Origin of the sequence: Bosea sp. RAC05 (assembly GCF_001713455.1) — a bacterium.
GTDB lineage: Bacteria > Pseudomonadota > Alphaproteobacteria > Rhizobiales > Beijerinckiaceae > Allobosea.
Window position 1 is genome coordinate 587,114 of record NZ_CP016464.1, and the last position, 23,244, is coordinate 610,357.

The 23,244-nt window shown below is 69.5% G+C and carries 24 protein-coding genes; 8 read left to right on the top strand and 16 right to left on the bottom strand.

Translation table 11 applies throughout. The features are described 5' to 3' along the window. Window positions 1-160: 160 nt before the first annotated feature. The 3 genes from BSY19_RS06285 to BSY19_RS06295 all read left to right on the top strand — a co-directional run bounded on the left by BSY19_RS06285 (window position 161) and on the right by BSY19_RS06295 (window position 4,033). Window positions 161-1,054, top strand: a complete 894-nt coding sequence (locus tag BSY19_RS06285; RefSeq protein ID WP_150129515.1) for a DUF1311 domain-containing protein — start codon at window positions 161-163, stop codon at window positions 1,052-1,054. A 144-nt stretch (window positions 1,055-1,198) separates the two neighbouring features. Beyond that, entirely contained in the window at window positions 1,199-3,355 is a 2,157-nt protein-coding gene (locus BSY19_RS06290) for a protein-disulfide reductase DsbD family protein (RefSeq protein WP_083247877.1), read from the top strand. Window positions 3,356-3,391: 36 nt separating this feature from the next. Further along, window positions 3,392-4,033, top strand: a complete 642-nt coding sequence (locus BSY19_RS06295) for a thioredoxin family protein (RefSeq protein ID WP_069053401.1) — start codon at window positions 3,392-3,394, stop codon at window positions 4,031-4,033. Window positions 4,034-4,147: 114 nt separating this feature from the next. Here the strand turns inward: BSY19_RS06295 and BSY19_RS06300 are convergent, their stop codons facing one another. From BSY19_RS06300 to ugpB, 4 genes are all read right to left on the bottom strand, one after another. Then, window positions 4,148-5,227, bottom strand: coding sequence for a sn-glycerol-3-phosphate import ATP-binding protein UgpC (locus tag BSY19_RS06300; protein WP_069053402.1), 1,080 nt, complete (start codon window positions 5,225-5,227; stop codon window positions 4,148-4,150). Window positions 5,228-5,234: 7 nt separating this feature from the next. Then, window positions 5,235-6,083, bottom strand: coding sequence for a sn-glycerol-3-phosphate ABC transporter permease UgpE (ugpE, locus tag BSY19_RS06305; RefSeq protein WP_069053403.1), 849 nt, complete (start codon window positions 6,081-6,083; stop codon window positions 5,235-5,237). Next, window positions 6,083-6,964 (bottom strand): sn-glycerol-3-phosphate ABC transporter permease UgpA, encoded by an 882-nt coding sequence (gene ugpA, locus BSY19_RS06310; RefSeq protein WP_069053404.1) that lies wholly within the window; start codon window positions 6,962-6,964, stop codon window positions 6,083-6,085. Before ugpA ends, ugpE begins: the two co-directional genes overlap by 1 nt. A gap of 63 nt (window positions 6,965-7,027) precedes the next feature. Continuing rightward, window positions 7,028-8,350: a sn-glycerol-3-phosphate ABC transporter substrate-binding protein UgpB gene (gene ugpB / locus BSY19_RS06315; RefSeq protein WP_069053405.1), complete on the bottom strand. Its 1,323-nt coding sequence runs from the start codon at window positions 8,348-8,350 to the stop codon at window positions 7,028-7,030. A gap of 204 nt (window positions 8,351-8,554) precedes the next feature. Here ugpB and BSY19_RS27450 point away from each other — a divergent pair, with 204 nt between their 5' ends. From BSY19_RS27450 to BSY19_RS06330, 3 genes are read left to right on the top strand one after another with little or no spacing between them, the layout of a single operon-like run. After that, entirely contained in the window at window positions 8,555-9,733 is a 1,179-nt protein-coding gene (locus tag BSY19_RS27450; protein ID WP_069053406.1) for a fumarylacetoacetate hydrolase family protein, read from the top strand. Continuing rightward, complete coding sequence (locus tag BSY19_RS27455) at window positions 9,730-10,659, top strand: carbohydrate kinase family protein (RefSeq protein ID WP_171905095.1); 930 nt, start codon at window positions 9,730-9,732, stop codon at window positions 10,657-10,659. The genes BSY19_RS27450 and BSY19_RS27455 overlap by 4 nt, the downstream gene beginning before the upstream one ends. A gap of 11 nt (window positions 10,660-10,670) precedes the next feature. Beyond that, a complete protein-coding gene (locus BSY19_RS06330) occupies window positions 10,671-11,690 on the top strand; it encodes a proline racemase family protein (RefSeq protein ID WP_069053407.1) in 1,020 nt (339 codons plus the stop codon). Between the two features lie 36 nt (window positions 11,691-11,726). Here the strand turns inward: BSY19_RS06330 and BSY19_RS06335 are convergent, their stop codons facing one another. The 4 genes from BSY19_RS06335 to BSY19_RS06350 form a co-directional block, all read right to left on the bottom strand. Beyond that, window positions 11,727-12,623 carry a methylated-DNA--[protein]-cysteine S-methyltransferase gene (locus BSY19_RS06335; RefSeq protein ID WP_069056898.1) on the bottom strand — a complete coding sequence of 299 codons (897 nt, stop codon included), beginning with the start codon at window positions 12,621-12,623 and terminating at the stop codon, window positions 11,727-11,729. A 187-nt stretch (window positions 12,624-12,810) separates the two neighbouring features. Next, a complete protein-coding gene (locus BSY19_RS06340; protein WP_069053408.1) occupies window positions 12,811-13,299 on the bottom strand; it encodes a GNAT family N-acetyltransferase in 489 nt (162 codons plus the stop codon). Continuing rightward, on the bottom strand, window positions 13,296-13,583 hold the full coding sequence (locus tag BSY19_RS06345; RefSeq protein ID WP_069053409.1) for a type II toxin-antitoxin system TacA family antitoxin: 288 nt from the start codon (window positions 13,581-13,583) through the stop codon (window positions 13,296-13,298). The genes BSY19_RS06340 and BSY19_RS06345 overlap by 4 nt, the downstream gene beginning before the upstream one ends. A 58-nt stretch (window positions 13,584-13,641) precedes the next feature. Beyond that, on the bottom strand, window positions 13,642-14,187 hold the full coding sequence (locus BSY19_RS06350) for a DUF2244 domain-containing protein (protein ID WP_069053410.1): 546 nt from the start codon (window positions 14,185-14,187) through the stop codon (window positions 13,642-13,644). 20 nt (window positions 14,188-14,207) lie between these two features. Between BSY19_RS06350 and nth the strand changes: the two genes are divergently transcribed. Beyond that, window positions 14,208-14,909, top strand: a complete 702-nt coding sequence (nth, locus tag BSY19_RS06355) for an endonuclease III (RefSeq protein ID WP_069053411.1) — start codon at window positions 14,208-14,210, stop codon at window positions 14,907-14,909. 8 nt (window positions 14,910-14,917) lie between these two features. On the opposite strand, the gene BSY19_RS06360 is transcribed toward nth, so the two are convergent. Beyond that, window positions 14,918-15,559: a hypothetical protein gene (locus BSY19_RS06360; protein WP_150129517.1), complete on the bottom strand. Its 642-nt coding sequence runs from the start codon at window positions 15,557-15,559 to the stop codon at window positions 14,918-14,920. Window positions 15,560-15,799: 240 nt separating this feature from the next. Between BSY19_RS06360 and BSY19_RS06365 the strand changes: the two genes are divergently transcribed. Further along, window positions 15,800-16,660: an SDR family NAD(P)-dependent oxidoreductase gene (locus tag BSY19_RS06365; RefSeq protein ID WP_442856690.1), complete on the top strand. Its 861-nt coding sequence runs from the start codon at window positions 15,800-15,802 to the stop codon at window positions 16,658-16,660. Here BSY19_RS06365 and BSY19_RS06370 read toward each other — a convergent pair. The 7 genes from BSY19_RS06370 to BSY19_RS06400 all read right to left on the bottom strand — a co-directional run bounded on the left by BSY19_RS06370 (window position 16,654) and on the right by BSY19_RS06400 (window position 23,180). Continuing rightward, window positions 16,654-17,598 carry a 2-hydroxyacid dehydrogenase gene (locus BSY19_RS06370; protein WP_069053413.1) on the bottom strand — a complete coding sequence of 315 codons (945 nt, stop codon included), beginning with the start codon at window positions 17,596-17,598 and terminating at the stop codon, window positions 16,654-16,656. The two genes, BSY19_RS06365 and BSY19_RS06370, sit on opposite strands and share 7 nt — an antisense overlap. Then, entirely contained in the window at window positions 17,595-18,923 is a 1,329-nt protein-coding gene (deoA, locus tag BSY19_RS06375; protein ID WP_069053414.1) for a thymidine phosphorylase, read from the bottom strand. The genes BSY19_RS06370 and deoA overlap by 4 nt, the downstream gene beginning before the upstream one ends. Before the next feature lies 1 nt (window position 18,924). Next, window positions 18,925-19,689 carry a deoxyribose-phosphate aldolase gene (gene deoC / locus BSY19_RS06380; protein ID WP_069053415.1) on the bottom strand — a complete coding sequence of 255 codons (765 nt, stop codon included), beginning with the start codon at window positions 19,687-19,689 and terminating at the stop codon, window positions 18,925-18,927. Further along, on the bottom strand, window positions 19,689-20,501 hold the full coding sequence (locus tag BSY19_RS06385) for a purine-nucleoside phosphorylase (RefSeq protein ID WP_069053416.1): 813 nt from the start codon (window positions 20,499-20,501) through the stop codon (window positions 19,689-19,691). Before BSY19_RS06385 ends, deoC begins: the two co-directional genes overlap by 1 nt. 178 nt (window positions 20,502-20,679) lie before the next feature. After that, window positions 20,680-21,099, bottom strand: a complete 420-nt coding sequence (locus BSY19_RS06390; protein ID WP_069053417.1) for a cytidine deaminase — start codon at window positions 21,097-21,099, stop codon at window positions 20,680-20,682. A gap of 3 nt (window positions 21,100-21,102) precedes the next feature. Next, window positions 21,103-22,077: an ABC transporter permease gene (locus BSY19_RS06395; RefSeq protein WP_069053418.1), complete on the bottom strand. Its 975-nt coding sequence runs from the start codon at window positions 22,075-22,077 to the stop codon at window positions 21,103-21,105. Window positions 22,078-22,079: 2 nt separating this feature from the next. Then, a complete protein-coding gene (locus tag BSY19_RS06400; RefSeq protein ID WP_069053419.1) occupies window positions 22,080-23,180 on the bottom strand; it encodes an ABC transporter permease in 1,101 nt (366 codons plus the stop codon). Between the last annotated feature and the right edge of the window lie 64 nt (window positions 23,181-23,244).

Below are 23,244 nucleotides of genomic sequence, written 5' to 3' on the forward strand. Positions count from 1 at the left end.
TTGCAAGACAGGCGAGCCGATTAAGAATCGCCCCCGTGGCCGTTTTCGGCGACAGGGTTGACGGCGATCATTGCCGCCGAGTGTTGCGGATGTGCCCTTGCGTCGCGCAGCGCGACATTTCATGCAAAATGCGCCGAATCCCTTCCCGAGCGGGCTTTTCGTGATCCGACCGCCGCATGCCGCCCTCCGCCTCGCCCTGCTGGTCCTCGCCGGCACGGTGCAGGCCGCGCTGGCGCAGCCGATGCAACTGCCGGGAGCGCAGCCCTTCAATGCGCCGGGCACGCAGCAGGCCGCGCCGCCGGGCACCGGAGCCCCCGCGGCGCCGAAGCCGCCATCGATGCCGCCGATCAAGGTCGCGGGCGAGGAGGCCGTGCTCGGACGGGTGCTGCGGCACAATGGCGGCGCCGGCGAGGCGGTCTTCGAGAAGATGGCGGGAGGCTTTGGACTGAAGCTGACCGCGGACGGCTTCCAGTCGAGCAATCTGGTCGAGCCCTGCGCGGTGTCCTTCGGCGAGGCACCGCTTCCCGTCACGTCGCTGGGCCGGCCGGCGGGCGTGCCGCGCTACCGGCTGGAGGCGCCGATCTGCCCGATCGTCTTCGACGTCCTCGACGGCGCCCTCCTCGTCGTCGAGCCGCCCCAGCCCTGTGTGGTGGAGGCTGCCGCCTGCCGCATCGATCCGCGCGGCCTGTGGGGGCCGGATGCGCGCACGCTCCCCGCCCGGGCCAAGGACATCGAAGTCGCGCGCGGCACGGCCGAACGCGCGGTTCGCGAGGGTTATCGCGCGCTGACGGCCCGCGCCGATGCCATCGAGCAGCGCGCCATCACCCGCGAGCAGGCCGGTTTCTCGGCCGAGCGCGAACTGGTCTGCCGCTCCTTCCTGCGCGAGGGCCAGTTCGGCTTCTGCGGCGCACGTCTGACGGAAGCCCGCGCCGCATCGATCCGGGCGAGGCTCGGGCTCGCCAACGAGCCGGCCAAGGCCGCGCCACGGCCGGCGCGCCCAAGGCCGGCACAGCCGGCTGGCGGGTCGGGCCCGCTGCCGCTGACGCCGCAATAGCGCCACCCTCGCCTGCTGAATGCCGTCGCCTGCCGGTCGAAACGCTCGGCCCGCAGGCTTGGCACCCTCACTGCCTTGTCATTGGCGTTGCGGGCTGCGATCGGTCACTGATCTCGGCCAGTCGAGAGGATGATGACGCGGATCATGGCTTACCCCCTCACCCGACAGCTCTGGCGCCAGGCGCTGCTGGTGCTGGCCCTGCTCGCGCCCGGCCTGGCGCAGGCGGCGGAATCGGCCGCTGTGACGAGCCCGCGGGTGACGGCGACGCTCCTCTCCAGCCGTGACGCCGTGGCGCCGGGCGAGCGCTTCCAGGTCGCGCTCGTCCAGAAGATCGCGCCCGGCTGGCACACCTACTGGGCCAATCCCGGCGATTCCGGCGAGCCGACGCGCATCGCCTGGACGCTGTCGCAGGGCGCGACCGCCGGCGAGATCCAGTGGCCCGCGCCCAAGGCGATCCCCGTGGAGCCGCTGGTCAATTTCGGCTTCGAGGGCACGGTCCTGCTGCCCGTGGAGATCGCGGTCCCGCCCGAGGCGAAAATCGGTGAGCGCCTGACGCTGCAGGCTGCCGCCACCTGGCTGGTCTGCGAAAAGATCTGCATTCCCGAGGAAGGCACCCTGACGCTCGACCTGCCGGTCGCGCCGGCCGCCATCGTCGCCGAAGCGGCGCAGTCGCGGATCGAGGCCGCCCGCGCGGCCCTTCCCGCACCGGCCGGCTTCCGCGGCCGTCTCGCGGCCGAGGGCGAGGCCCTCGCGCTGACGCTGCCTGGCCTGCCGGCGGCCGCAACGGAACTGCGCGTCTTTCCCTTGTCCGATACGCTGATCGACCATGCCGCCGCGCAGGAGGTTCGCACCTCCGACGGGGCGACCGTGGTGCGGCTCGCCCGCTCCAGCGCCTTCAAGATCGCGGGCGGGGAGATCGCGGGCGTCCTGACCTATCGCGAGGGCGGGCTGTCGCGGGCGCTGACCTTCGCGGCCGACGTCGAGCCCGCTCTCGCCGGGGCTGCCTCGGCTCCGGCTGCTCCGCCTGCCACGGTCCGCATCCCCCTGCCGGCCGAGGGCGCCGACCTGACGCTGTGGGCGGCCCTGCTTTTCGCCTTCGCCGGCGGGCTGATCCTCAACCTGATGCCCTGCGTGCTGCCGGTGCTCTTCATCAAGGCGCTGGGCTTCGCCCAGCTCGCCCAGGCCAGCCGCGCGCAGGTCCGCGAACAGGGGCTGCTCTTCCTCGCGGGCGTGCTGGTGACCTTCATGGCGCTGGCGGCGATGGTGATTGCGCTCGGCGCGCTCGGCACCAGCGTCGGCTGGGGCTTCCAGCTGCAGTCACCGCCGCTGGTCATCGCGCTCGCCGTGGTGATGACGCTGATCGGCCTCAACCTGCTGGGCGCCTTCGAGATCGGAACCTCGGCGGCCGGCGTCGGCCATGGCCTCGCCAGCCGGGGCGGGCGACTGGGGGCCTTCATGACCGGCGTTCTGGCGGTGGTGGTCGCGACGCCCTGCACGGCGCCCTTCATGGGCGCGGCCATCGGCTATGCGGTCACGCAGCCGCCGCTGCTCGGCCTGTCCGTCTTCCTGTCGCTGGCGCTGGGTTTCGCGCTGCCGGTCGTGGCGTTGTCCTTCGCGCCGGGCCTGCTGCGCCTTCTGCCGAAGCCCGGCCGCTGGATGCTGATCCTGAAGCAGGCCTTCGCCTTCCCGATGTTCGCCACCGCGATCTGGCTGATCTGGGTCGCCTCGGTCCAGGCCGGGCCAGGCGGCGTTCTGGCGGCGCTCGTCGCGGTGCTGGCGGCGGGCTTCGTCGTCTGGCTGGTCGGTGTCACGCGCGGCAGCGGCCGCGGCCGGCTCGCCTCCTCGCTCGTGGCGGTTCTGGTCGCGTGCGGGGCCGGCTGGTTCGTGGTGCAGAGCGCCGTGCCGGAGGTGGCACAGGCGCGCGCGGGCGACACCCAGGCCTGGTCGCCCGAGCGGGTCGTGGCGCTACAGGCTGAAGGGCGGCCGGTCTTCGTGAACTTCACCGCCGCCTGGTGCATCACCTGCCTCGCCAATGAGCGCGTCGCGCTCTCGCGGCAGGAGGTCAAGGACGCCTTTGCCGAGCTCAAGGTGGTCTATCTCAAGGCCGACTGGACCAATCGCGACAGCCGGATCGCCTTCGCGCTGGCCGAGCAGGGCCGGGCCGGCGTGCCGCTCTATTTGTTCTATCCGGGCGGCAAGGGCGGCCAGCCCGAGATCCTGCCGCAGCTCCTGACCCCCGACATGGTCGTGTCCGCCGCGCGGCGCGCCGCGGGCAAAGAGGTCAGGACCGCCGGCCGCTGACGCCGTTCACCCCACGCAGACGACAAGGAGACAGACGTGAAGGCCCATCTGACCCGCCAGACCTTTATCGCCGGCCTCGCTCTCGCCGGGTTCTCGCTCGCGGCAGCCCCCGCTCTGGCCCAGTCCGCCGCCAGGATCGGCGCCCCGGCCCCGGCGTTCGAGGCGGTGGATGCCGACGGCAAGATCCGCAAGCTGTCGGAGTTCGCCGGCAAGACGGTGATCCTCGAATGGACCAACCATGACTGCCCCTATGTCCGGAAGCACTACAACAGCGCCACCATGCAGACGCTGCAGAAGGACATGGCCAGGGAGGGCATCGTCTGGCTCTCGGTCATCTCCTCGCCGGTCGGCGAGCAGGGCCATGTCGACGGCGCCAAGGCCAACGAGCTGACCAAGAGCCGCAACGCCGCGCCAGCGGCCATCCTGCTCGATCCCAACAGCAAGGTCGCCCGCGCCTATGGCGCGACCACCACGCCGCACATGTACATCATCGATGGCAAGGGCACGCTCGCCTATATGGGCGCCATCGACGACAAGCCCGCCGCCAGCGCCGCCAGCATCGAGGGCGCCAAGAGCTACGTCCGCCAGGCGGTGGCCGAGCTCAAGGCCGGCAAGCCGGTTTCCGAGCCGAGCACCAAGGCCTATGGCTGCGCGGTGAAATACGCGCCGGTGAGCTGAGGGCTGGCCCCATGCGTCATGCCCGGGCTTGATCCGGGCATCTCGCCAACCAGTCCCTCGTCGTGCCGAAGATTCTCGGGTCTGCGCTTCGCTTCACCCGAGAATGACGCTTCGCTAGACTCGCCCCAGCCGCGCGCCGGTCGCCATGTCGAAGACATGGACGCGGTCGGGATCGACCGTGATCCAGATGCGGCCGGCCTGGGCCGCGACGGCATCGGTCGCCGCCTGCATCACGAAGGGCAGGCCGGCGAGCTGGCCGTGGAAGAGCTGGGTGGCACCCAGTTCCTCGATGAACTCGACATCGAAGGGCAGCGAGCCGGCCTCGCCCTCGGAGGCGATCTCGACATCCTCGGGCCTTAAGCCCACCTCGACCGCCGTCTGGGCCGGCAGGTCCTGGCGCAGGTCGCGCGCCTCGAGGATCGCGTCGCCCAGCGCCACGATGCCGGGGCCGTCGATCGTGCCGGGCAGGATGTTCATCGGCGGCGAGCCGATGAAGGTGGCGACGAACTTGCTCGCCGGCTTCTTGTAGACATCGGCCGGCAGGCCGATCTGCTCGACCTGGCCGCCATTCATCACGACCAGCTTGTCGGACAGCGTCATCGCCTCGACCTGATCGTGCGTGACGTAGATCGCGGTGACGCCGAGCGCGCGCTGCAGCTTCTTGATCTCGACGCGCATCTGCACGCGCAGCTTGGCGTCGAGGTTGGAGAGCGGTTCGTCGAAGAGGAAGACCTGGGGCTTGCGCACGATGGCGCGGCCCATCGCGACGCGCTGGCGCTGGCCGCCCGAGAGCTGCTTCGGCCGCCGCTCCAGCAGCCCCTCGATGGCGAGGATGCGGGCGGCTTCCTTGACGCGTCGGTCGATCTCGTCCTTGGGCGTGCCGCGGTTGCGCAGGCCATAGGCCATGTTGTCGTAGACGCTCATATGCGGGTAGAGCGCGTAGTTCTGGAACACCATCGCGATGTCGCGGTCGGCCGGGCCGATCTCGTTGACGACGCGCTCCCCGATCGAGACCTCGCCGGCGGAGATCGTCTCCAGCCCGGCGACCATGCGCAGCAGCGTGGACTTGCCGCAGCCGGAGGGGCCGACAAGCACGCAGAAGCCGCCATCGGGAATGTCGAACGACACGCCCTTCACCGCCTCGACGCCGCCGGCGTAGACCTTCTTGACGTTGGTGAGTGTTACCTGGGCCATCGGCGACTTATTTCTCGGTTTCGACCAGGCCCTTCACGAAGAGCCTCTGCATGACGATGACGACGAAGACCGGCGGCAGCATCGCCAGCATGGCGGTCGCCATGGCCAGCGGCCATTCGGTCAGCGCGTCGGAGGTGACGATCATCTTGCGGATCCCGATGACGATGGTCTGCATCGAGTCCTTCGTGGTGATCAGCAGCGGCCAGAGATACTGGTTCCAGCCATAGATGAACTGGATCACGAACAGCGCCGCGATCGTGGTGATCGAGAGTGGGATGACCGTGTCTTTGAAGAAGCGGAACGGCCCGGCACCGTCGATGCGCGACGCTTCCAGCAGTTCGTCGGGGATCGTCATGAAGAACTGGCGAAACAGCAGCGTGCCGGTGGCCGAGGCGATCAGCGGGACCGCGAGGCCCTGATAGGTGTCGAGCATGTTCAGGTCGGAGACGACCTTGAAGGTCGGGAAGATCCGCACCTCCACGGGCAGCATTAGCGTGACGAAGATGATCCAGAAGGCCGCCATCCGGAAGGGGAAGCGGTAGTAGACCACCGCATAGGCCGACAGCACCGAGATCACGATCTTCCCGAGCGCGATCGCCAGCGCCATCACGAAGGAGTTCAGCATCATGCTGGCGACGGGTTCGCGGGTCGACCCGGACGTGCCGACGAACAGGATCCGGTAGTAGTTGTCGAACAGATAGGGCCCCGGATAGAGCGGCAGCTGGCCGTTGATGATCGTCGCATTGTCCCAGCTCGAGGCGACGAAGGTCAGCCACACCGGGAAGGCGACGATCAGCACGCCGATCGACAGGATGACATAGGCGATTGCATCGCCCAGGCGGCGGTCCTCGACCATCAGTAGCTCACCTTGCGCTCGATGAACTTGAACTGCACCGCGGTCATCGCGATCACCATGACCAGCAGGACGACCGACTGCGCCGCCGAGCCGCCCAGATCCGAGCCGCCCTTGCCGTCCGAATAGACCTTGTAGACCAGGGTCTCGGTCGCGCCCGAAGGCCCGCCGCCGGTGACCGTGTCGATGATGCCGAAGGTGTCGAAGAACACGTAGACGATGTTGACCACGAGCAGGAAGAAGGTCGTCGGCGAGAGCAGCGGGAACACGATCGTCCAGAAGCGCCGCATCGGCCGCGCCCCGTCGATCACGGCGGCTTCGATCACGCTCTTGGGGATCGACTGCAGCCCCGCCAGGAAGAACAGGAAATTGTAGCTGATCTGCTTCCAGGTCGCGGCCAGGATCACCAACGCCATCGCATGATTGCCGTCGAGCCGCGGGTTCCACGCGATCCCGAGCGACTGCAGGCCCCGCGCCAGCATGCCCAGCGACGGATCGAACATGAACAGCCAGAGCACGCCCGCAATCGCCGGCGCGACCGCATAGGGCCAGATCAGCAAGGTCTTGTAGACCTCGGCGCCGCGCAGCTGCCGATCGGCCATCACCGCAAACAGCAGCGCGATCGACAAAGACAGGATGCAGACGAAGGTCGAGAAGATCGCCGTGTTGACGAGGGCCTTGTAGTAGCCGGGGTTCGAAAACAGCGTGACGTAATTCTCGAACCAGACGAAGTCGGTCGAGATGCCGAAGGCGTCCTGCAGCAGGAAGCTCTGCCAGACCGCCTGGCTCGCGGGCCAGTAGAAGAAGACGAGCGTGATCGCCAGCTGCGGCAGGAGCAGCAGAGCCGGCACCGTCAGCCCGCTGAAATAGGCGTTCTTCTGCATGGCATATCCGAAACGAACCGCCGCCCCGGGACGGGGGCGGCGGTGATGGTGGTGGGAAACGGATTAGCGACCGGCCGTCCGCTCGAACTGGCGCAGCGTCTGGTTGCCACGCTCGGTGGCGGCGTCGAGCGCGGCCTTCGGGGTCTTCTGGCCGTTCAGGGCCGCCTCGAATTCCTCGGCCCAGATGTCGCGGATCTGCACCAGGCTGCCGAAGCGCACGCCGCGCGAATTGTCCGTCGGCGCCTTGTTGTTGAGCGAGAGCAGCGGGGTCTCGAGGAACGGCTTGTCCTTGTAGAAGCCCGACGCCTTGACCTTCTCGTAAGCGGCCTTGGTGATCGGCAGATAGCCGGACTCGGTGTGCAGCTTCACCTGACGGTCGACATCCGACAGGAAGGTGAAGAACTTGGCCACGCCCTTGTATTCGTCGGCCTTCTTGCCGCCCATCACCCACAGCGAGGCGCCGCCGATGATCGAGTTCTGCGGCGCGCCGGCCACGTCGGGGTAGTACGGCATCGGCGCATTCGCCCAATCGAACTTGGCGTTGGCGCGGACATTGCCGAAGAAGGCCGAGGAGGTCAGGAAGATCGGGCATTCACCCGAGGTGAAGCGACCCTCGCCGGTGTTGGTGCGGCCGGAATAGTCATAGGTCTTGTCCTTCTGCATCTCGACCAGATTGGTCAGGTGCTTCAGGAAGACGCCCTTGTTGATCACGAACTCGGTGTCGAATCCGTCGAAGCCGTTGGACTTGGTTCCGACCGGCTCGTTGTGCCAGGCACCGAGCTGCTCGATGTTGACCCAGGTCACCCAGCCATTCGAGAAGCCGCACTTGTCGTAGCCGGCGGCCTTGAGCTTCTTGGCGGCGTCGAACACCTCGGGCCAGGTCTTGGGCGGCGCGTCAGCGTTGAGGCCGGCCTTCTTGAAGGCGTCCTTGTTGTACCACATCACCGTGGAGGACGAGTTGAAGGGGAACGACAGCATGTCGCCCTTGGTCGTCGAATAGTAGCCGGTGATGGCCGGCAGATAGCTCTTCGGATCGAATGTTTCGCCGGCTTCCTTCATCAGGTCCTGGACCGGCTTGATGGCGCCCTTGGCCGACATCATCGTCGCGGTGCCGACCTCGAAGACCTGCATGATGTGCGGCGCATTGCCGGCGCGGAAGGCGGCGATGCCGGCGTTCAGCGTGTCGGCATAGGAGCCCTTATAGGCGGGGACGACCTTGAAGTCCTTCTGGGAGGCGTTGAATTCCTCGGCCAGCTTGACGACGACGTCGTTGTTGGCGCCGGTCATGGCGTGCCACCACTGGAGCTCGGTCTGCGCCAGCGCAGGCGCGGCGCCGCCCAGCACGAAAGCCGCGACGGACATCAGGATGCGTGATTTCACTGTCATCTCTTTCTCCCTTCCGCCCTCGGTTCGCTTGGGCGGCTGTTCTTGTTGGTGCGCAAGCTAGCATGAAGGGCCGGCGACGTTTCAATGACAAAATGATGACGGACGCAAGCCGCGGCGTCGCCCGCACCTGTGTGCAAGCCCTTGCGCAATCGTCCGGAAGGCGCTGTTCTCGCGTCCCCTGCCCGCCTTCGATGGATCATCGCCATGCCGCGCCTGTCCCTGACGCCCGAACGGACCCTTCCCCAGGATGCACCGGCCGCGGCCCTGCTCGGGCGCATCTGGCGGCCTGATGTCGCAGGCCCCGCCATCGTCACCTTGCGCGACGGAATGGTCGTCGACATCACCCGCGCTTTCCCGACCAGCCGGGACCTCTGCGAGACGCCCGATCCCGCAGCCGCGCTGCGGGCCGCTCCGGGCGAGCCGGTCGCGACGCTCGCCGACATCCTGGCGAACACGCCCGTCGACGACCGCGACCCCGCGCGGCCCTGGCTGCTCTCGCCGCTCGACCTGCAGGTGGTCAAGGCCGCCGGCGTCACCTTCGCCGTCTCGATGCTGGAACGCGTCATCGAGGAGAAGGCGCGTGGCAACCCCGCTGCCGCCGCCACGATCCGCGGCGAGATCGGCAAGCTGATCGGTGATGATCTTTCGAAGCTGAAGCCCGGCTCGCCCGAGGCGATGCACCTCAAGGAGGTGCTGATCAGGCAGGGCGCCTGGAGCCAGTATCTGGAGGTCGGCATCGGGCCCGATGCCGAGATCTTCACCAAGGCGCCGCCGATGTCCTCCGTCGGCACCGGCTTCGACGCAGGCCTGCACCCGTCCTCGACCTGGAACAATCCCGAGCCCGAGATCGTGCTCGTCGTCGCTTCCGACGGCCGCATCGTCGGCGCCACGCTCGGCAACGACGTCAATCTGCGCGATGTCGAGGGCCGCTCGGCGCTGCTGCTCGGCAAGGCGAAGGACAACAACGCGGCGGCCGCCGTCGGGCCCTTCATCCGCCTCTTCGACACGGGCTTCACGCTCGATCATGTGCGCAAGACGACGGTGACGCTGACGGTCGAGGGCGAGGACGGCTTCACGCTCGAAGGCTCGTCCTCGATCGCGAAGATCAGCCGCGATCCCGCCGATCTCGCCGCCCAGATGATCGGTCCCCATCACCAGTACCCCGACGGGGCGGCGCTCTATCTCGGCACCATGTTCGCGCCGATCAAGGATCGCGACACTGCCGGAGGCGGCTTCACCCACAAGTATGGGGACATCGTCACCATCGCCGCGCCAGAGCTCGGGGCGCTGGTCAACCGCATGAAGCGCACCGACCATTGCGAGCCCTGGACCTTCGGCACGTCGCATCTGATGCGCAGCCTGGCCAAGCGCGGGCTGCTGTGAGGCCAGGCGAGATCCTCGTCGTCGGCGAGGCGATCGGCGATTTCATCCCGCGTGACCCAGAGGGTCTGCGCTACGAGGCCGTGCTCGGCGGCTCGGCCTTCAATGCGGCCCTCGCGCTCGCCCGTTTCGGGGCGAGGCCGGCCTATGCGGGCACGCTCTCGACGGATGCCCTCGGCCGGCGCTTCCGCGCCGCGCTGGCGGCGGAGGGCATCGACAGGCGTTTCATCCAGGACAGCGCGCGCCCGACCGCCGTGGCGATCGTCTCGCCGCTGGGGCCGGACGGCACGCCGGAATTCGCGCTTCATCTCGACGGCACGGCCCATGCGGAGGCGGCCTGCACCCCGCGGGCGATGCCGCAGGGCGTGGTCCATCTCCATGCCTCCTCCTTCGGCGCCACAACCGGGCCCTCCGGCGAGGCCGCCGCGAGCCTGGCGGCGAGCGCCCGCGCCGCCGGCGCCACCGTCAGCTACGACATCAACATCCGCGCCGCCGCCCTGCCCGGACGGGAGCGGGCGCGTGACCTGATCGAAGCCCGCATCGGCCTCGCCGACATCGTCAAGGCCAGCCTCGACGATCTCGCCTGGCTCTATCCCGGGGAGCCGGTCGATGCTGTGGTTCCGCGCTGGCGGGGATGGGGCGCGTCGCTCGTGCTCATCACGAGAGGCGCCGATGGCGCCACCTGTCACGGTCCGGGGGCCCCTCTCACCGCGGCCGCCGCCCCCGTCGCGGTGTCGGACACGATCGGGGCCGGCGACACCTTCATCGGCGGCTTCGTCGCCGTGCTGGCGGCAAGGGGGCTGCTGGGGCGCGGCTTCGCCGGGGCCGGCCGCGACGATCTTCAGGCGGCGCTCGACTTCGCCTGCGCAGTGGCGGCCGACAGTTGCACCCGCCCCGGCTGCGATCCGCCGCGCCGCATTGCCGTCTGACGGGAGGTCCGATGCAGATCCGCTATCTCGACTATCACACCTGCGGCGAGCCGGTCCGCATCGTCACGGGGGGCTACCCCCTGCTCAGGGGCGCGACGATCCTGGAGAAGCGCCGCGACGCGCGCGAGAACCACGACCATCTGCGCCGCGCCATGATGCTGGAACCGCGCGGCCACGCCGGGATGTATGGTGTCATCCCCGTCGCGGCTGCCCACCCGGAGGCCGCCTTCGGCGTGTTGTTCACCCACAACGAGGGCTACTCGACCATGTGCGGCCACGCGACCATCGCGCTCGGCCGCTACGCGATCGAGCATGGGCTGGTGCCGGCGGTCGAACCGGTGACGCGCTTCAGCATCGAGGCCCCCTGCGGCCTGCTGCGGCTCGAATGCGCGGTGCGCGGCGGCCGGGTGGAGAGCGTCGTCTTCGAGAGCGTGCCGGCCTTCGTCTTCGCCCGCGATCTCGTCGTCACGCTGCCGGGCTATGGCGAGGTCGTCACCGACATCGCCTATGGCGGCGCCTTCTACTGCATCCTCCCGGCCTCGCGCTTTGGGCTCGACCTGTTCGAGACGTCGGTCGCCACCCTGACCGATGCGGCCGCCGCCCTCACCGACCATCTGCGCGCCAGCCTGCCGGTGACGCATCCAACCGAGCCCGATCTCGGCTTTCTCTACGGCACGATCATCACCGACGAGGCTCAAGCCGACGAGGAAAGCTTCAACCTCTGCATCTTTGCCGAGCGCCAGATCGACCGCTCCCCGACCGGCTCGGGCGTCACGGCGCGCATGGCGCTGGACCATGCCAAGGGCTTCGTCGAGACCGGCGCGACCCGCCGCTTCCGCAGCGTCACCGGCGGCACCTTCACCGGCCGCGTGGTCGGCCCTGTTGCGGGTTTCGCGGACGGGGCGGTCACCGTCGCGGTCGGCGGCACCGGCCATTTCGCGGGCGAGGGGACCTTCACCATCGAGGCCGACGACCCGCTGGGTCACGGCTTCGCGCTGCCAGTGCGCTTCGCCGAGATCGCGCGCGGCTGACGACTTAGGATATGCCTTGGTCCGGCCGTCGCCCCCTCATCCGGTGGCGATCTGCCCGGCCTCCCAGCCGAGGATCGCGCGCTTGCGCGTCAGCCCCCAGTGATAGCCGGTCAGCGCGCCCGATTTCCCGATGACGCGATGGCACGGCACGACGAAGGAGATCGGGTTCTTGCCGACGGCCATGCCGACCGCCCGCGAGGCTGAGGGCTTGCCGATCCGGCTGGCGACGGCGCCATAGGTGGTGGCACGGCCGACCGGGATCTTCAGCAGCGTCTCCCAGACCCGGACCTCGAAATCCGTCCCGATCAGCACGACACGCAGCGGCGTGTCCGCGGACCACGCCTTCGGATCGAAGATGCGTGCGGCGTAAGGCGCCGTCGCCTGCGGGTCGAAATGGTACTCCGCATGCGGCCAGCGCCGCATCATGTCGGCCAGCGCCTCCGCCCGCCCGCCGACGACCTTGCCGCCGTCGAGCCCGTCCGAGACCCAGCCCAGCCCGGCCAGCCCGCGCGGCGTCGCGACGATGAGCGCCTCGCCGAACGGGGAGGGATGGAAGCCATAGGCGAGGGCGAGCCCGCCGCCGCCGGCCTTCCATTCGCCCGGCGACATCGCCTCATGGGTGACGAAGAGATCGTGTAGCCGCCCCGGCCCCGACAGCCCGACCTCGAGTGCCGTGTCGAGCACGCTGGCAGACGCGCCGAGCAGCCCCTTGGCATGGTCGAGCGTGATCGCCTGCAGGAAGGCCTTGGGTGTCAGCCCGCACCAGCGCCGGAACAGGTGGTGGATGTCGGTCGGCGTCGCACCGGCGGCTTCCGCGATCGCCTCGATCGACGGCTGGGCGCGCCAGTTCTCGGTGATATAGGCCAGCACGCGGCGCACCGTGTCGTAGTCGGACCCCGGCGCGAGCGAGGGGAACTCGGCCGCCGCCGGCATGGCCTCGGCTGCGCGCGCCAGAACCGCGTCGGAAAACCGGGTCGGCTTCATCGCGCCGAGCTTCTGCAGGGGAGCGTTCATCGCCGTCACCTTCGCGTCATCGATCATGCGGCGACACTAGGGGCGCCCGAAGGCGCGCTCCACCCGAAAGCTGGCAGGGCGAGCAGCCCGCGAAACGCTTCCGACATCAAATCGCCGCGCCGAGATCGGGCAGCGTGATCATCAACGTCATCGGAGCCAGTGGCGACGGCTCGAACCCGACACGCTGGTAGAAGGCTTTGGCGTCTTCCGACAGCGCATGCACGAGGAGCCCTCGAATACCAATCAAATCGGCAGCATGCAGGACCCGCAGGCCGGCATCGCGTATCAGGGCCCGCCCCAACCCTTGTCCTTGAGCACCGATGTCGATGGCGAGACGGCCGAGGACGACGACGGGTATGGGGTCGGGCATGTTGCGGCGAAGGCGACCGGTCGCCATCGTCGCCGTGACGGCGCCCGACGCCAGCGCATAATAGGCGAGGGCGCGGGTTCCCTTGCAGGCGACAAAGGTCCGCGATGCGCCGGTCATCTGATTTTTGAGCGCGCGTTGCCGCAGCCAGTCATCGAGTGTCGGGACGCCGCAGCGGAAGCCGGTGAGATCATGGCTGTCTGAGAGCGGCTCTGGCGCCGAGATCACGGCTCGTCCCAGGGGGCAGGGGTTTGCATCGTCTTGCGCAGCCGTTCGTTCGGATCGGGCTGCTGGTCGAGCCTGGCCAGGAACTGTGCGTATGCTTCGGGGCTGACGGTAAGGACGACCTGACTGAGCAGGGCCTCTTCGGCGGCCAGTCGTGCGGCGTCCAGAATGAAGTCCGTCCGATTCTTGCCCTGGCTTTGGGCTGCGCGGTCGATCAGGCCGCGCTCCTCGGGCTTGATGCGAATGTTGAGCGTCTCGCGCTTCGGTGATGCCGTCGCAGCCGTCATGACAGTCCTCCGGATCGGAGAGCGATCCTACGGCGCCGCAATGACGTTGTCATTACCGCTATTGTGGCAGGCGCTCGTAATCCGGCCCGCGCCGCGCCGTCGCCAGAGCCCGTCCGAGCGCGTCGGCAAAGCCTTCGCGTTCGCCCGGCGACAAAGCGGCTGCGACGGCGACGCGCCGTCCGCGCGAAACGAGGTCGAGCCCGAGCAGGCCGTAATCCTCGTCGGTCTGGCGCTCCAGCTTGGTCCAGGCCGGGTTCGAGCGCCAGACGGCCTCCTGGCCCTGATGCGAGACTTTCCGCAGCCGCACCTCGAGCGGCGTCACGACGACGCGCTCGAAGGCGCGCGCATGCCGGAAATTCACCTGAAAGGCGATAAAGAGCGCGACGACATCGAGCCCCATGAAGCCGGCCACCGGCCAGGCGCCGAGCACCATGAAGGGGATCGAGGAGGCGATGGCGGCGAGGCAGACCAGCGTCATCACGATTCGGAAGGCGTTGCGGTCGAGCGAGCGGTGCGGCGTGATGGTGGCGTCGAACACAGGCCGCTCGGCCAGAGCCGAAGCCTGATCATCCGCTGCGGTGGCAGGGCGCTTGCCGAGGTCCATGACGTGATTATAACGCCCCGATGATGCAGGAGAACAGGGCCAAGCGCCGCGCCCCCGCCGCGCCGCGGATCACGAAGCCGCGCGCCCGGAGCGCCGCCGGCGTGCGCGAGATCTTCGCGCGTTTCGAGGCCGCCAATCCCGAGCCCAAGGGCGAGCTCGACTACGTCAACGCCTTCACCCTGCTGGTCGCGGTCGTGCTCTCGGCGCAGGCGACCGATGTCGGCGTCAACAAGGCGACGCGCAAGCTGTTTGCGATCGCCGACACGCCGCAGAAGATGCTGGCGCTGGGCGAGGATGTGGTGCGCGACCATGTGCGGACGATCGGCCTCTTCCGCACCAAGGCGAAGAACGTCATCGCGCTCTGCGAGAAGCTGATCGCGGAGTTCGGTGGCGAGGTGCCGACGACGCGCGAGGCGTTGGAGAGCCTGCCGGGCGTCGGCCGCAAGACGGCCAATGTCGTGCTCAACATCGCCTTCGGCGCGATCACCCACGCCGTCGACACCCATGTCTTCCGCGTCGCCAACCGGCTGCGGATCGCGCCGGGCAAGAACGTGCTGCAGGTCGAGATGGGGCTGGAGAAGGCGGTGCCGGCGGCATTCGGCCGCCATGCCCATCACTGGCTCATCCTTCACGGCCGCTACACCTGCAAGGCCCAGCGCCCCGAATGTGGCCGCTGCCTCCTCAACGATCTCTGCGACTCCCCCGACAAGAGGGTCGGCTGATCGGCCACCTACTGGCTGGTCGTGTTGCAGCTGCCGTTGACGCAGGTGGTCGTCACCGTCTTGCAGACGCCGTTCACGCATTCGCGCCGGGATTGCGTCGTGGTCCGGCCCTGCTGCTGGGTCGACTGGGTCGGGATCGTCATCGACGGCGCCGGCCGCGACGGCGTGGGCTGGAAGGTGGTGTTGGGGATCCGCACCGTCGGCGTCATCGGCAGCGGCGAGGGCCGCGGCGGGCCGGGCGGGTTGACGTTGCCGCGGATCGCGGCGGCCATCGCCGCATCGGCCCGGCGCTGGTCGGCCCTGTCGCGGGCCTCGGCCTGGAGATCGGCATCGGGCACGGGCTGGCCCAGCCGTGCCAGAGCCTCCGCAGCCTGCAGGCTGCCCCAGCGCGCGCCTTGCGTGTAGTAGAACAGGTAGAGGTTCTCTTCCTTCGGGAAGCCGGCGATCCCGAGTTCGTGGCAGCGCCCGGTGGCGAACAGGTTCGAGCCGGAGTTCGGGGCCAGAGACTTCGCGGCCGCGCACCATTCCGGCGAATAGGCCGGTGCCGAGGAGAGAGTGAGCTGCGGTGTGGCCTGGCAGGCGCCCAGCAGCGCGGTGATGAGCAAAGCAGCGGGGAGACGAAGATCGGGCAGGTGGCTAAAGCTGACCATGGTCAAGAGCTCGCAGAGGTTTCCGTCTTTTTCTAACGTCTCGCGAAGCGGCGACAAGGTTCAAAACCCGCAGCTTGATCGGCGACATGTTCGTTTTGCACAGCCAGCTCGGATACGCGTCCTGCGTCACGGGTGGCCGGCCTGGAGCGGCGCCATCATCGCGCCCGCATCGGCTGACAGAACCCCCTCTCGGCGCGGCGGCCTGCGGGTTCTGCGCGCGACAGCAAGGGAAGCTCCGACATGACGATGACAGCGATCGACGTTCTCGCGCCCGGCCATGTGGCGGTCGTCACGGGCGGGGCCTCCGGCATCGGCCTCGCGGCAGCCCGCGCCTTCGTCCGGCGCGGCATGAACGTCGTCCTCGCCGATCGCGACGAAACCACGCTCGCTTTGGCCCTGGCGGAATTCGCTGGCTCGGACGCGCAGGTGCTCGCCCGGCCGCTCGACGTCGCCGATCGCGGCGCGCTGGAGACGCTGCGCGACGAGGTCATGGGCCGCTTCGGGGCCGTGCATGTGCTGATGAACAATGCCGGCATCCAGCCCGGCAGCACCCTGTTCTCGCCGGTCGAGGACTGGCAGCGCATCCTCGCGGTCAATCTCTGGGGCATCATCCATGGCACCCAGGTCTTCGTGCCGGCCATGCTGGAGAGCGGCCAGCCCGGCCTCGTCATCAACACCGGCTCGAAGCAGGGCATCACCACCCCGCCGGGAGACCCGGCCTACAATGTCTCGAAGGCGGCGGCGAAGGCCTTCACCGAGGCCCTGCAGCACGATCTGCGCGGCCGCGCCGGGTGCCGGCTCAGCGCCCATCTGCTGATCCCCGGCTTCGTCTTCACGCGGCTGACGGCCCGGGGCCGGCTCGACCAGCCCGCGGGCGCCTGGACGCCGGACGAGACCGTCGCCTTCATGCTGGAGCGGCTTGAGGAGGGCGACTTCTACATCCTCTGCCCGGACAACGAGACGCCGCGCGCGCTCGACGAGAAGCGGATGGCCTGGGCCATGGGCGACCTCATCGAGAACCGGCCGCCCCTGTCACGCTGGCACCCCGACCATGCCGAGGCGTTCAAGACCTTCCTCAAGAAGGCCCCCGCGGCTCAGTAGCCGCGCGCGGGGTCGACGACGTGCTCCAGCGGTTCACCCGCTTCGAGCCTTCGGATCTGCGCGGCGATCAGGGTCGCCACCGCCTCCGGTTCCGACATCGCCGCATTGTGCGGCGTCACGGTGACGGCCGGATGCGACCAGAGCGGTGACTCCGTTGGCAGCGGCTCGGTCTCGAACACGTCGAGCGTGGCGCCCTTCAGCGTGCCGGCTTCCAGCGCAGCCAGAATGTCGGCCTCGACCTGCAGCCGGCCCCGGCCGGCATTGATCAGGAACGGCCCGCCCAGGCGCCCGTCCTGGGCCAGCCCGGCGAGCAGCTTGGCGTCGATCAGGCCGCGCGTGTCCGGCGTCAGCGGCAGCAGGCTGACGAGGATGTCGGTACGGCTAAGGAAATCCACCATGCCGTCGCTGCCGGCGAAGGTGGTCAGGCCCTCGACCGTTTTCGGAGAGCGGCTCCAGCCGGCGACGTCGAAGCCCACCACCTTGAGCTTGCGGGCGGCGTCCTGCCCGAGCTCGCCCATCCCCATGATGCCGACGCGCACCGAGCGCGCGGCCGGCTGGCTACGGTCGTCGTCCCAGATCGCCTCGCGCTGCTGCCGGTCGTAGCGAGGCTGCTGGCGCAGATAGCGCAGGCAATGCAGAACGACATATTCGCTCATCCGCGTCGTCAGGTCGGGATCGACCACACGTGCAATCGGCACCTCCGGCAGGCGCGTATCGGCGAAGAGATGGTCGACACCGGCGCCGAGCGAGAACACCGCCGCGAGATTCGGCAGGCCCGACAGGCTGCCCTCGGGATGTTTCCAGCTCGCGACGTAATGCACCGAGCGCCGGTCGAACGGCTCGCCCAGGATCACCACCGGCATGTCCGGCAGCAGCGCCGCGAAGCGTGCGCGCCAATCCTCGACATGCCATCCCGTCATCGCCAGCAGCAGGCTCATGCGTTCGTACTCTCCGTGATCCGTTCGGCGATCAGCACGCCGCGCCGCGGCGCACCGTCTCCCAGGCGATAGGCCTCGCGCAAGCGCTTCTCGGCCATGGCATGGCCGGCCTCGTCGCGTGCATGAACGATGCCCAGCGGCCGGTCGGGGCCGACCGCCTCGCCGAGGCCTGCGAGATCGACGATGCCGACGGCAGGGTCGATCGCGTCCTGGGGCCGGGTCCGACCGCCGCCGAGCGCCACCACCGCCAGCCCGACGCCGCGCGTGTCGATCGCCTGGACGGTTGCAGCGGCCGCCGGAAAGACGGGCCGCACGATCGGCGCCCGGGCGAGATGGCGCTCCGGCTTCTCCAGCAGGTCGGCCGGCCCGCCCAGCGCCGCGATCATCTTTGCGAACCTCTCAGCCGCCGCGCCGCTGGCGAAGGCCGCCTCGATCTTCGCTGTCGCGTCGCCGATGTCGGCAGCCAGCCGCCCGAGCAGCAGCATTTCGGCGCCGAGCGCGACGGTGACGGCGTGGAAGCGCGGCTCGCGCCGTGTCCCCGTCAGATGGTCGAGCGCATAGGCGACTTCGAGCGCGTTGCCGGCCGCGCTCGCCAGCGGCTCGTCCATGTCGGTCAGGAGCGCCGTCGTCGGCAGGCCCGCGCCATTAGCGACGCCAACCAGCGCGTCGGCCAGCGCCCGCGCCTTGGCAGGATCGGGCAGGAAGGCGCCGGAGCCGAATTTCACATCCATCGCCAGCCCATGCAGCCCGGCCGCGAGCTTCTTGGACAGGATCGAGGCGGTGATGAGCGGAATCGCCTCGACCGTCGCGGTGACGTCGCGGATGGCGTAGAGCCGCTTGTCGGCGGGCGCGAGATCGGCCGTCTGGCCGATGATGGCGCAGCCCACGCTTCGCACCACCTTGCGGAAGAGATCGTTGTCCGGCTGCGTGACATAGCCCGGCACCGCGTCGAGCTTGTCGAGCGTGCCGCCGGTATGACCGAGGCCCCGTCCCGAGATCATCGGCACATAGCCACCGCAGGCGGCCACCGCCGCCGCCAGCGGCAGGCTGACCGTATCGCCGACCCCGCCGGTCGAGTGCTTGTCGAGCGCGGGGCCCGGCAGATCGTCCCAGTTCAGCACCGTGCCGGAATCGCGCATGGCGAGCGTCAGCGCGACGCGTTCGCTCGCGCTCATGTCGCGGAAGAACACCGCCATGGCGAAGGCGGCGGCCTGCCCCTCGCTGACGCCGCCGTCGCTGATGCCGGCGATGATCTGGCGGATGTCGGCCTCGGGCAACTCGGCGCCGTCGCGCTTGGCCGCGATGATTTCCTGCGTCAGCTTCATCTCAATAGGACCCGCTCGCCTCGCCCGACGCCCCGCCCGCGATCGCGTCGACCAGCACCTGGTGCAGCCCGCTCGCGCCGAAGCGGAAGGTCTCGGGCGTTGCCCAGCCCGGCCCCATGATGGCGTCCGCCAGTTCCAGATAGCCGGCGGCATCCGCGAGCGTGCGGATGCCGCCGGACGGCTTCAGCCCGAGCGGCCGTCCGCTCGCCGCGATGACCTCCAGCATCGTCCGGGCCGCCGGCAGGCTGGCCGAATGCGTGGTCTTGCCGGTCGAGGTCTTGATGAAATCGGCCCCCGCGGCGATGGCGAGTTCGGAGGCGGCGCGGACCCGGTCGAGATCGGGATACTCCCCGGTTTCGAGGATCACCTTCAGCGTCCGGCCCTCGCAGGCCTCCCTGACGGCGCGGACCATGGCCTCGGCGCCCGCCGCGTCGCCGGCCAGGAAGGCGCGCCAGGGCAGGACGAGGTCGATCTCGTCGGCTCCCGCCGCGACCGCGCCCTGCGTCTCCGCCAGCACCTCGGCGCCCGTCGCCTCCCCTTGCGGGAAATTGACGACCGTCGCGATCCTGACAGGCGCTCTCCCCAGCATCGTTCGCGCCTGCGCCACGAAGCGCGGCCAGATGCAGATCGCCGCGACCGGACCCGGCGCACCGACGGCGCGCGCGCAGAGCGCAGCCAGTCCCGCCTCGTCGGCATTGTCGGAGAGATCGGTGAGGTCGAGCAGGGCCAAGGCCCGCCGGGCGGTCGCGAGGGTGGATGCCGGCATCACAGGCTCCTCAGAAAGGCGCGCAGCAGGCGGGCGAGGTCGGCCGCCGCCCGGCCGGCCACGTCCTTGGTCTCGTCGTGATGGGGCGCGCCGCCATGCAGGCCCGCACCCATATTGGTGACGATCGACAGCCCCGCGACGCGCAAGCCCTGCCGCCGCGCCAGGATGACCTCGGGCACGGTCGACATGCCCACCAGATCGGCGCCCAGCACCTGCGCCATCCGGATCTCGGCCGGCGTCTCGAAGCTCGGGCCGGAGAACCACATATAGACGCCCTCGCCCAGCGACAGCCCCTCGGCCGTCGCGGCGCGCGCCAGGCCCGCCCGAAGCGACGGGTCGTAGGCGTCGACCATCGGCACGAAGCGCCCGTCGCCGGCGTCGCCGACGAGGGGGTTCGGCCCGTTCAGATTGATGTGGTCGGTGATCAGCGCGAGGCTGCCCGGCGGCATCTGCGGCTTCAGCGAGCCGGCAGCATTGGTCAGGATCAGCGGCGGCGCCCCGAGCGCGCAGAGCATGCCGAGCGGCACCCGCATCACCGCCGGGTCGCCGCCCTCGTAGTAATGCGCCCGGCCCTGATAGATCAGCACCGTCCTGCCCTCGAGCCGGCCGATGCAGAGCTGCCGCGCATGGCCGGAGACGCCGCCCGCCGGAAAGCCGGGGATCACGGCATAGGGAATGCGGATCGCATCCTCCAACTGGTCGGCGAGCCCGCCGAGCCCGGTGCCCAGCACGATGGCGCAGTCGATCGGGGCCGTCGCGCCGTGGGCGCGGACGGCTTCGGCCGCTTCCGTGAAGGCGGTGTCGATGCTCATTCCGTTACGATCCCCTAAAGCCCTCATCCTGAGGAGCCGCGTAGCGGCGTCTCGAAGGATGGTCCAGTGCGCTGTGGAGCCTCCTTCGAGACGCGGACTGCGTCCTCTCCTCAGGATGAGGCTGCAGAAACACGTCGGTCAAAGACAAAGGCGTTCGGCCACACGACAAAGAACAGCGTCACCGGCGCAGATTGTCCGGTCCGAAGGAGGCGGGCAACAGCTCCGCCAGCGAGAACATCTGGCGGATGCCGCCGGGACCCGCGATCGCGACGGGCGTCTCCGGCGCGGCGAATTCGCGGATGCGCTGGCGGCAGGCTCCGCAGGGCGTCACCAGTTCGTCCCCGTCGCCGACGACGAGGATCGCGCGGATGCGTCGGCCGCCCCCCGCGATCATCGCCGAGATCGCGCCCTGCTCGGCGCAGCTTCCGGAGGGATAGGCAGCGTTCTCGACATTGCAGCCGGGATAGACGACGCCGTCGTCGCCGAGGATCGCGGCGCCGACGCGAAAACGCGAATAGGGGGCGTAGGCGAAGGTCTGCACCCGCGCGGCAGCAGCAAACAGCGCCTCGAAATCGATCGCCTCGGTGCTTCCAGCCATGGCTCAGCGCTCCTTCACATAGGGCAGGCCGGCGGCCTTGGGCGGCGTCGACCTGCCGATGAAGCCGGCGAGCAGGATCACCGTCATCAGATAGGGCAGGGCCTGGATCGCCTGCACCGGCACCTGCCCGATGCCGGGCAGCGCCACGCCCTGCAAACGGATCGCCACCGCGTCGAGCCCGCCGAAGAGCAGGCAGGCCCAGAGCGCCGGCCAGGGCCGCCAATTGGCGAAGATCACGGCGGCGAGCGCGATGAAGCCCTTGCCGGCGGTCATATGCGGCAGGAAGCCGGCCGATTGCGAGACCGCGAGATAGGTCCCGCCCAGCCCGCACAGCACGCCGCAGATGATCACCGCGCCATAGCGCAGCCCGGCCACCGAGATGCCGGCGGTGTCGACAGCCGCCGGGTTCTCGCCGACGGCGCGCAGCCGCAGGCCGAAGCGGGTGCGCTTCAGCACCATTGCCGTCAGAACGACCGCCAACAGCGCGAGATAGGCCGGCGCGGACTGGCCCGAGACCACCTCGTCATAGATCAGGCCAAAGCCCGGCACCTGCTCCCGCAGCGTCTGCGCAAACGGCAGGGTGATCTCGCCGAAGCGCGCGGCGCCCTCCAGCGTGGGCGTGCGGCCGCCCTGGCCGAACCAGGCATTGCCGAGGATCACGGTCAGCCCCGCCGCCAGCATGTTGATGGCGACGCCGGAGACGATCTGGTTGCCGCGCCAGGTGATCGCGGCAAAGCCGTGGACCAGCGACAGCATCACCGAGGCGAGGATGCCGGCACCGAGCCCCGCCCAGGCCGAGCCGCTCTGCGCGGCGATGACGGCGGCCGCGAAGGCGGCGACCAGCATCTTGCCCTCGAGCCCGATATCGACGACCCCGGCCCGCTCCGACCAGAGGCCCGCCATGGCCGCGCAGAGCAGTGGCACCGAGAGGCGGATCGCGGAGTCGAGCACGACGGCGAAGGTGGCGATCGCGTCCATGGTCAGGCCGCCCGCCCTGGCCGCAGCAGCACGGCCACCGCCCGCCGGAACAGCCCGTCGAGCGCGCCGGCGAAGAGGATGATGACCCCGCCGATCACCACCACCATGTCGCGGGTGATGCTCGGCTTGTCGAAGGAGAGCTCCGCCCCGCCCTGGTAGAGCACGCCGAAGAGCAGCGCTGCCAGCGCCACGCCGACCGGGTGCCCGCGCCCCATCAGCGCCACCGCGATGCCCACGAAACCGTAGCCGGCGGTGAAATCGAGCAGCAGCCGGTGCTGCACGCCCATCACCTCATTGACGGCGAGCCCGCCGGCGAGCGCGCCCGAAATCGCCATGGCGACCATGGTGATGCGCGCGGGCGAAATGCCGGCATAGGCCGCGGCCCTGGGATTGGCGCCGACGGTGCGGATCGCATAACCCAGCCGCGAGCGGAAGATCAGCGCCCAGACCGCCACCAGCGCCGCCAGCGCCAGCAGGAAGGCGCTGTTCAGCGGCGTCGAGGGCAGGGTGATGCCCAGCGGCGCCAGGAGCTTGTGCATCGGGGTCAGGACCGCATGGGCGGCGAATTCGGGCGTCTCCGGCTGCATCGAGCCGGGTTTGCCGATCACTTCCACCAGCAGATAGACGGTCAGCGTCGCCGCCAGGAAGTTGAACATGATCGTGGTGATCACGACATGGCTGCCGCGCGTCGCCTGGAGCCAGCCGGGGATGAAGCCATAGAGCGCGCCGCCCGCCGCCGCCGCCAGGATCGCGAGCGGCACCAAGAGCAGGCCGGGCAGCGGGGCGAGCCAGAGGCAGGCCAGCGCGGCGAAGATGCCGGCGATCGTCGCCTGGCCCTCGCCGCCGATGTTGAACAGCCCGGCATGGAAGGCGACCGCGACGGCGAGCCCCGTGAAGATGAAGTTCGTCGTGTAGTAGAGCGTGAAGCCGATGCCCTCGGCCGAGCCGAGCGCGCCGCGCAAGAGCAGCGCGGTCGCCTCCAGCGGGCTCTCGCCGATGCCGATCACCACGAGGCCGGACACCGCGAGCGCCGCCGCGACGGAAACCAGCGGAACCAGCGCCGTATCGGCCCAGCGCGGCAATTCGATGGGGGCGGCGCTCATCGGCGGCTCGCCGCTTCGACGTCTAGGCGCGGGAGCCCCTCCCCCTTGTGGGGAGGGGTGGGGG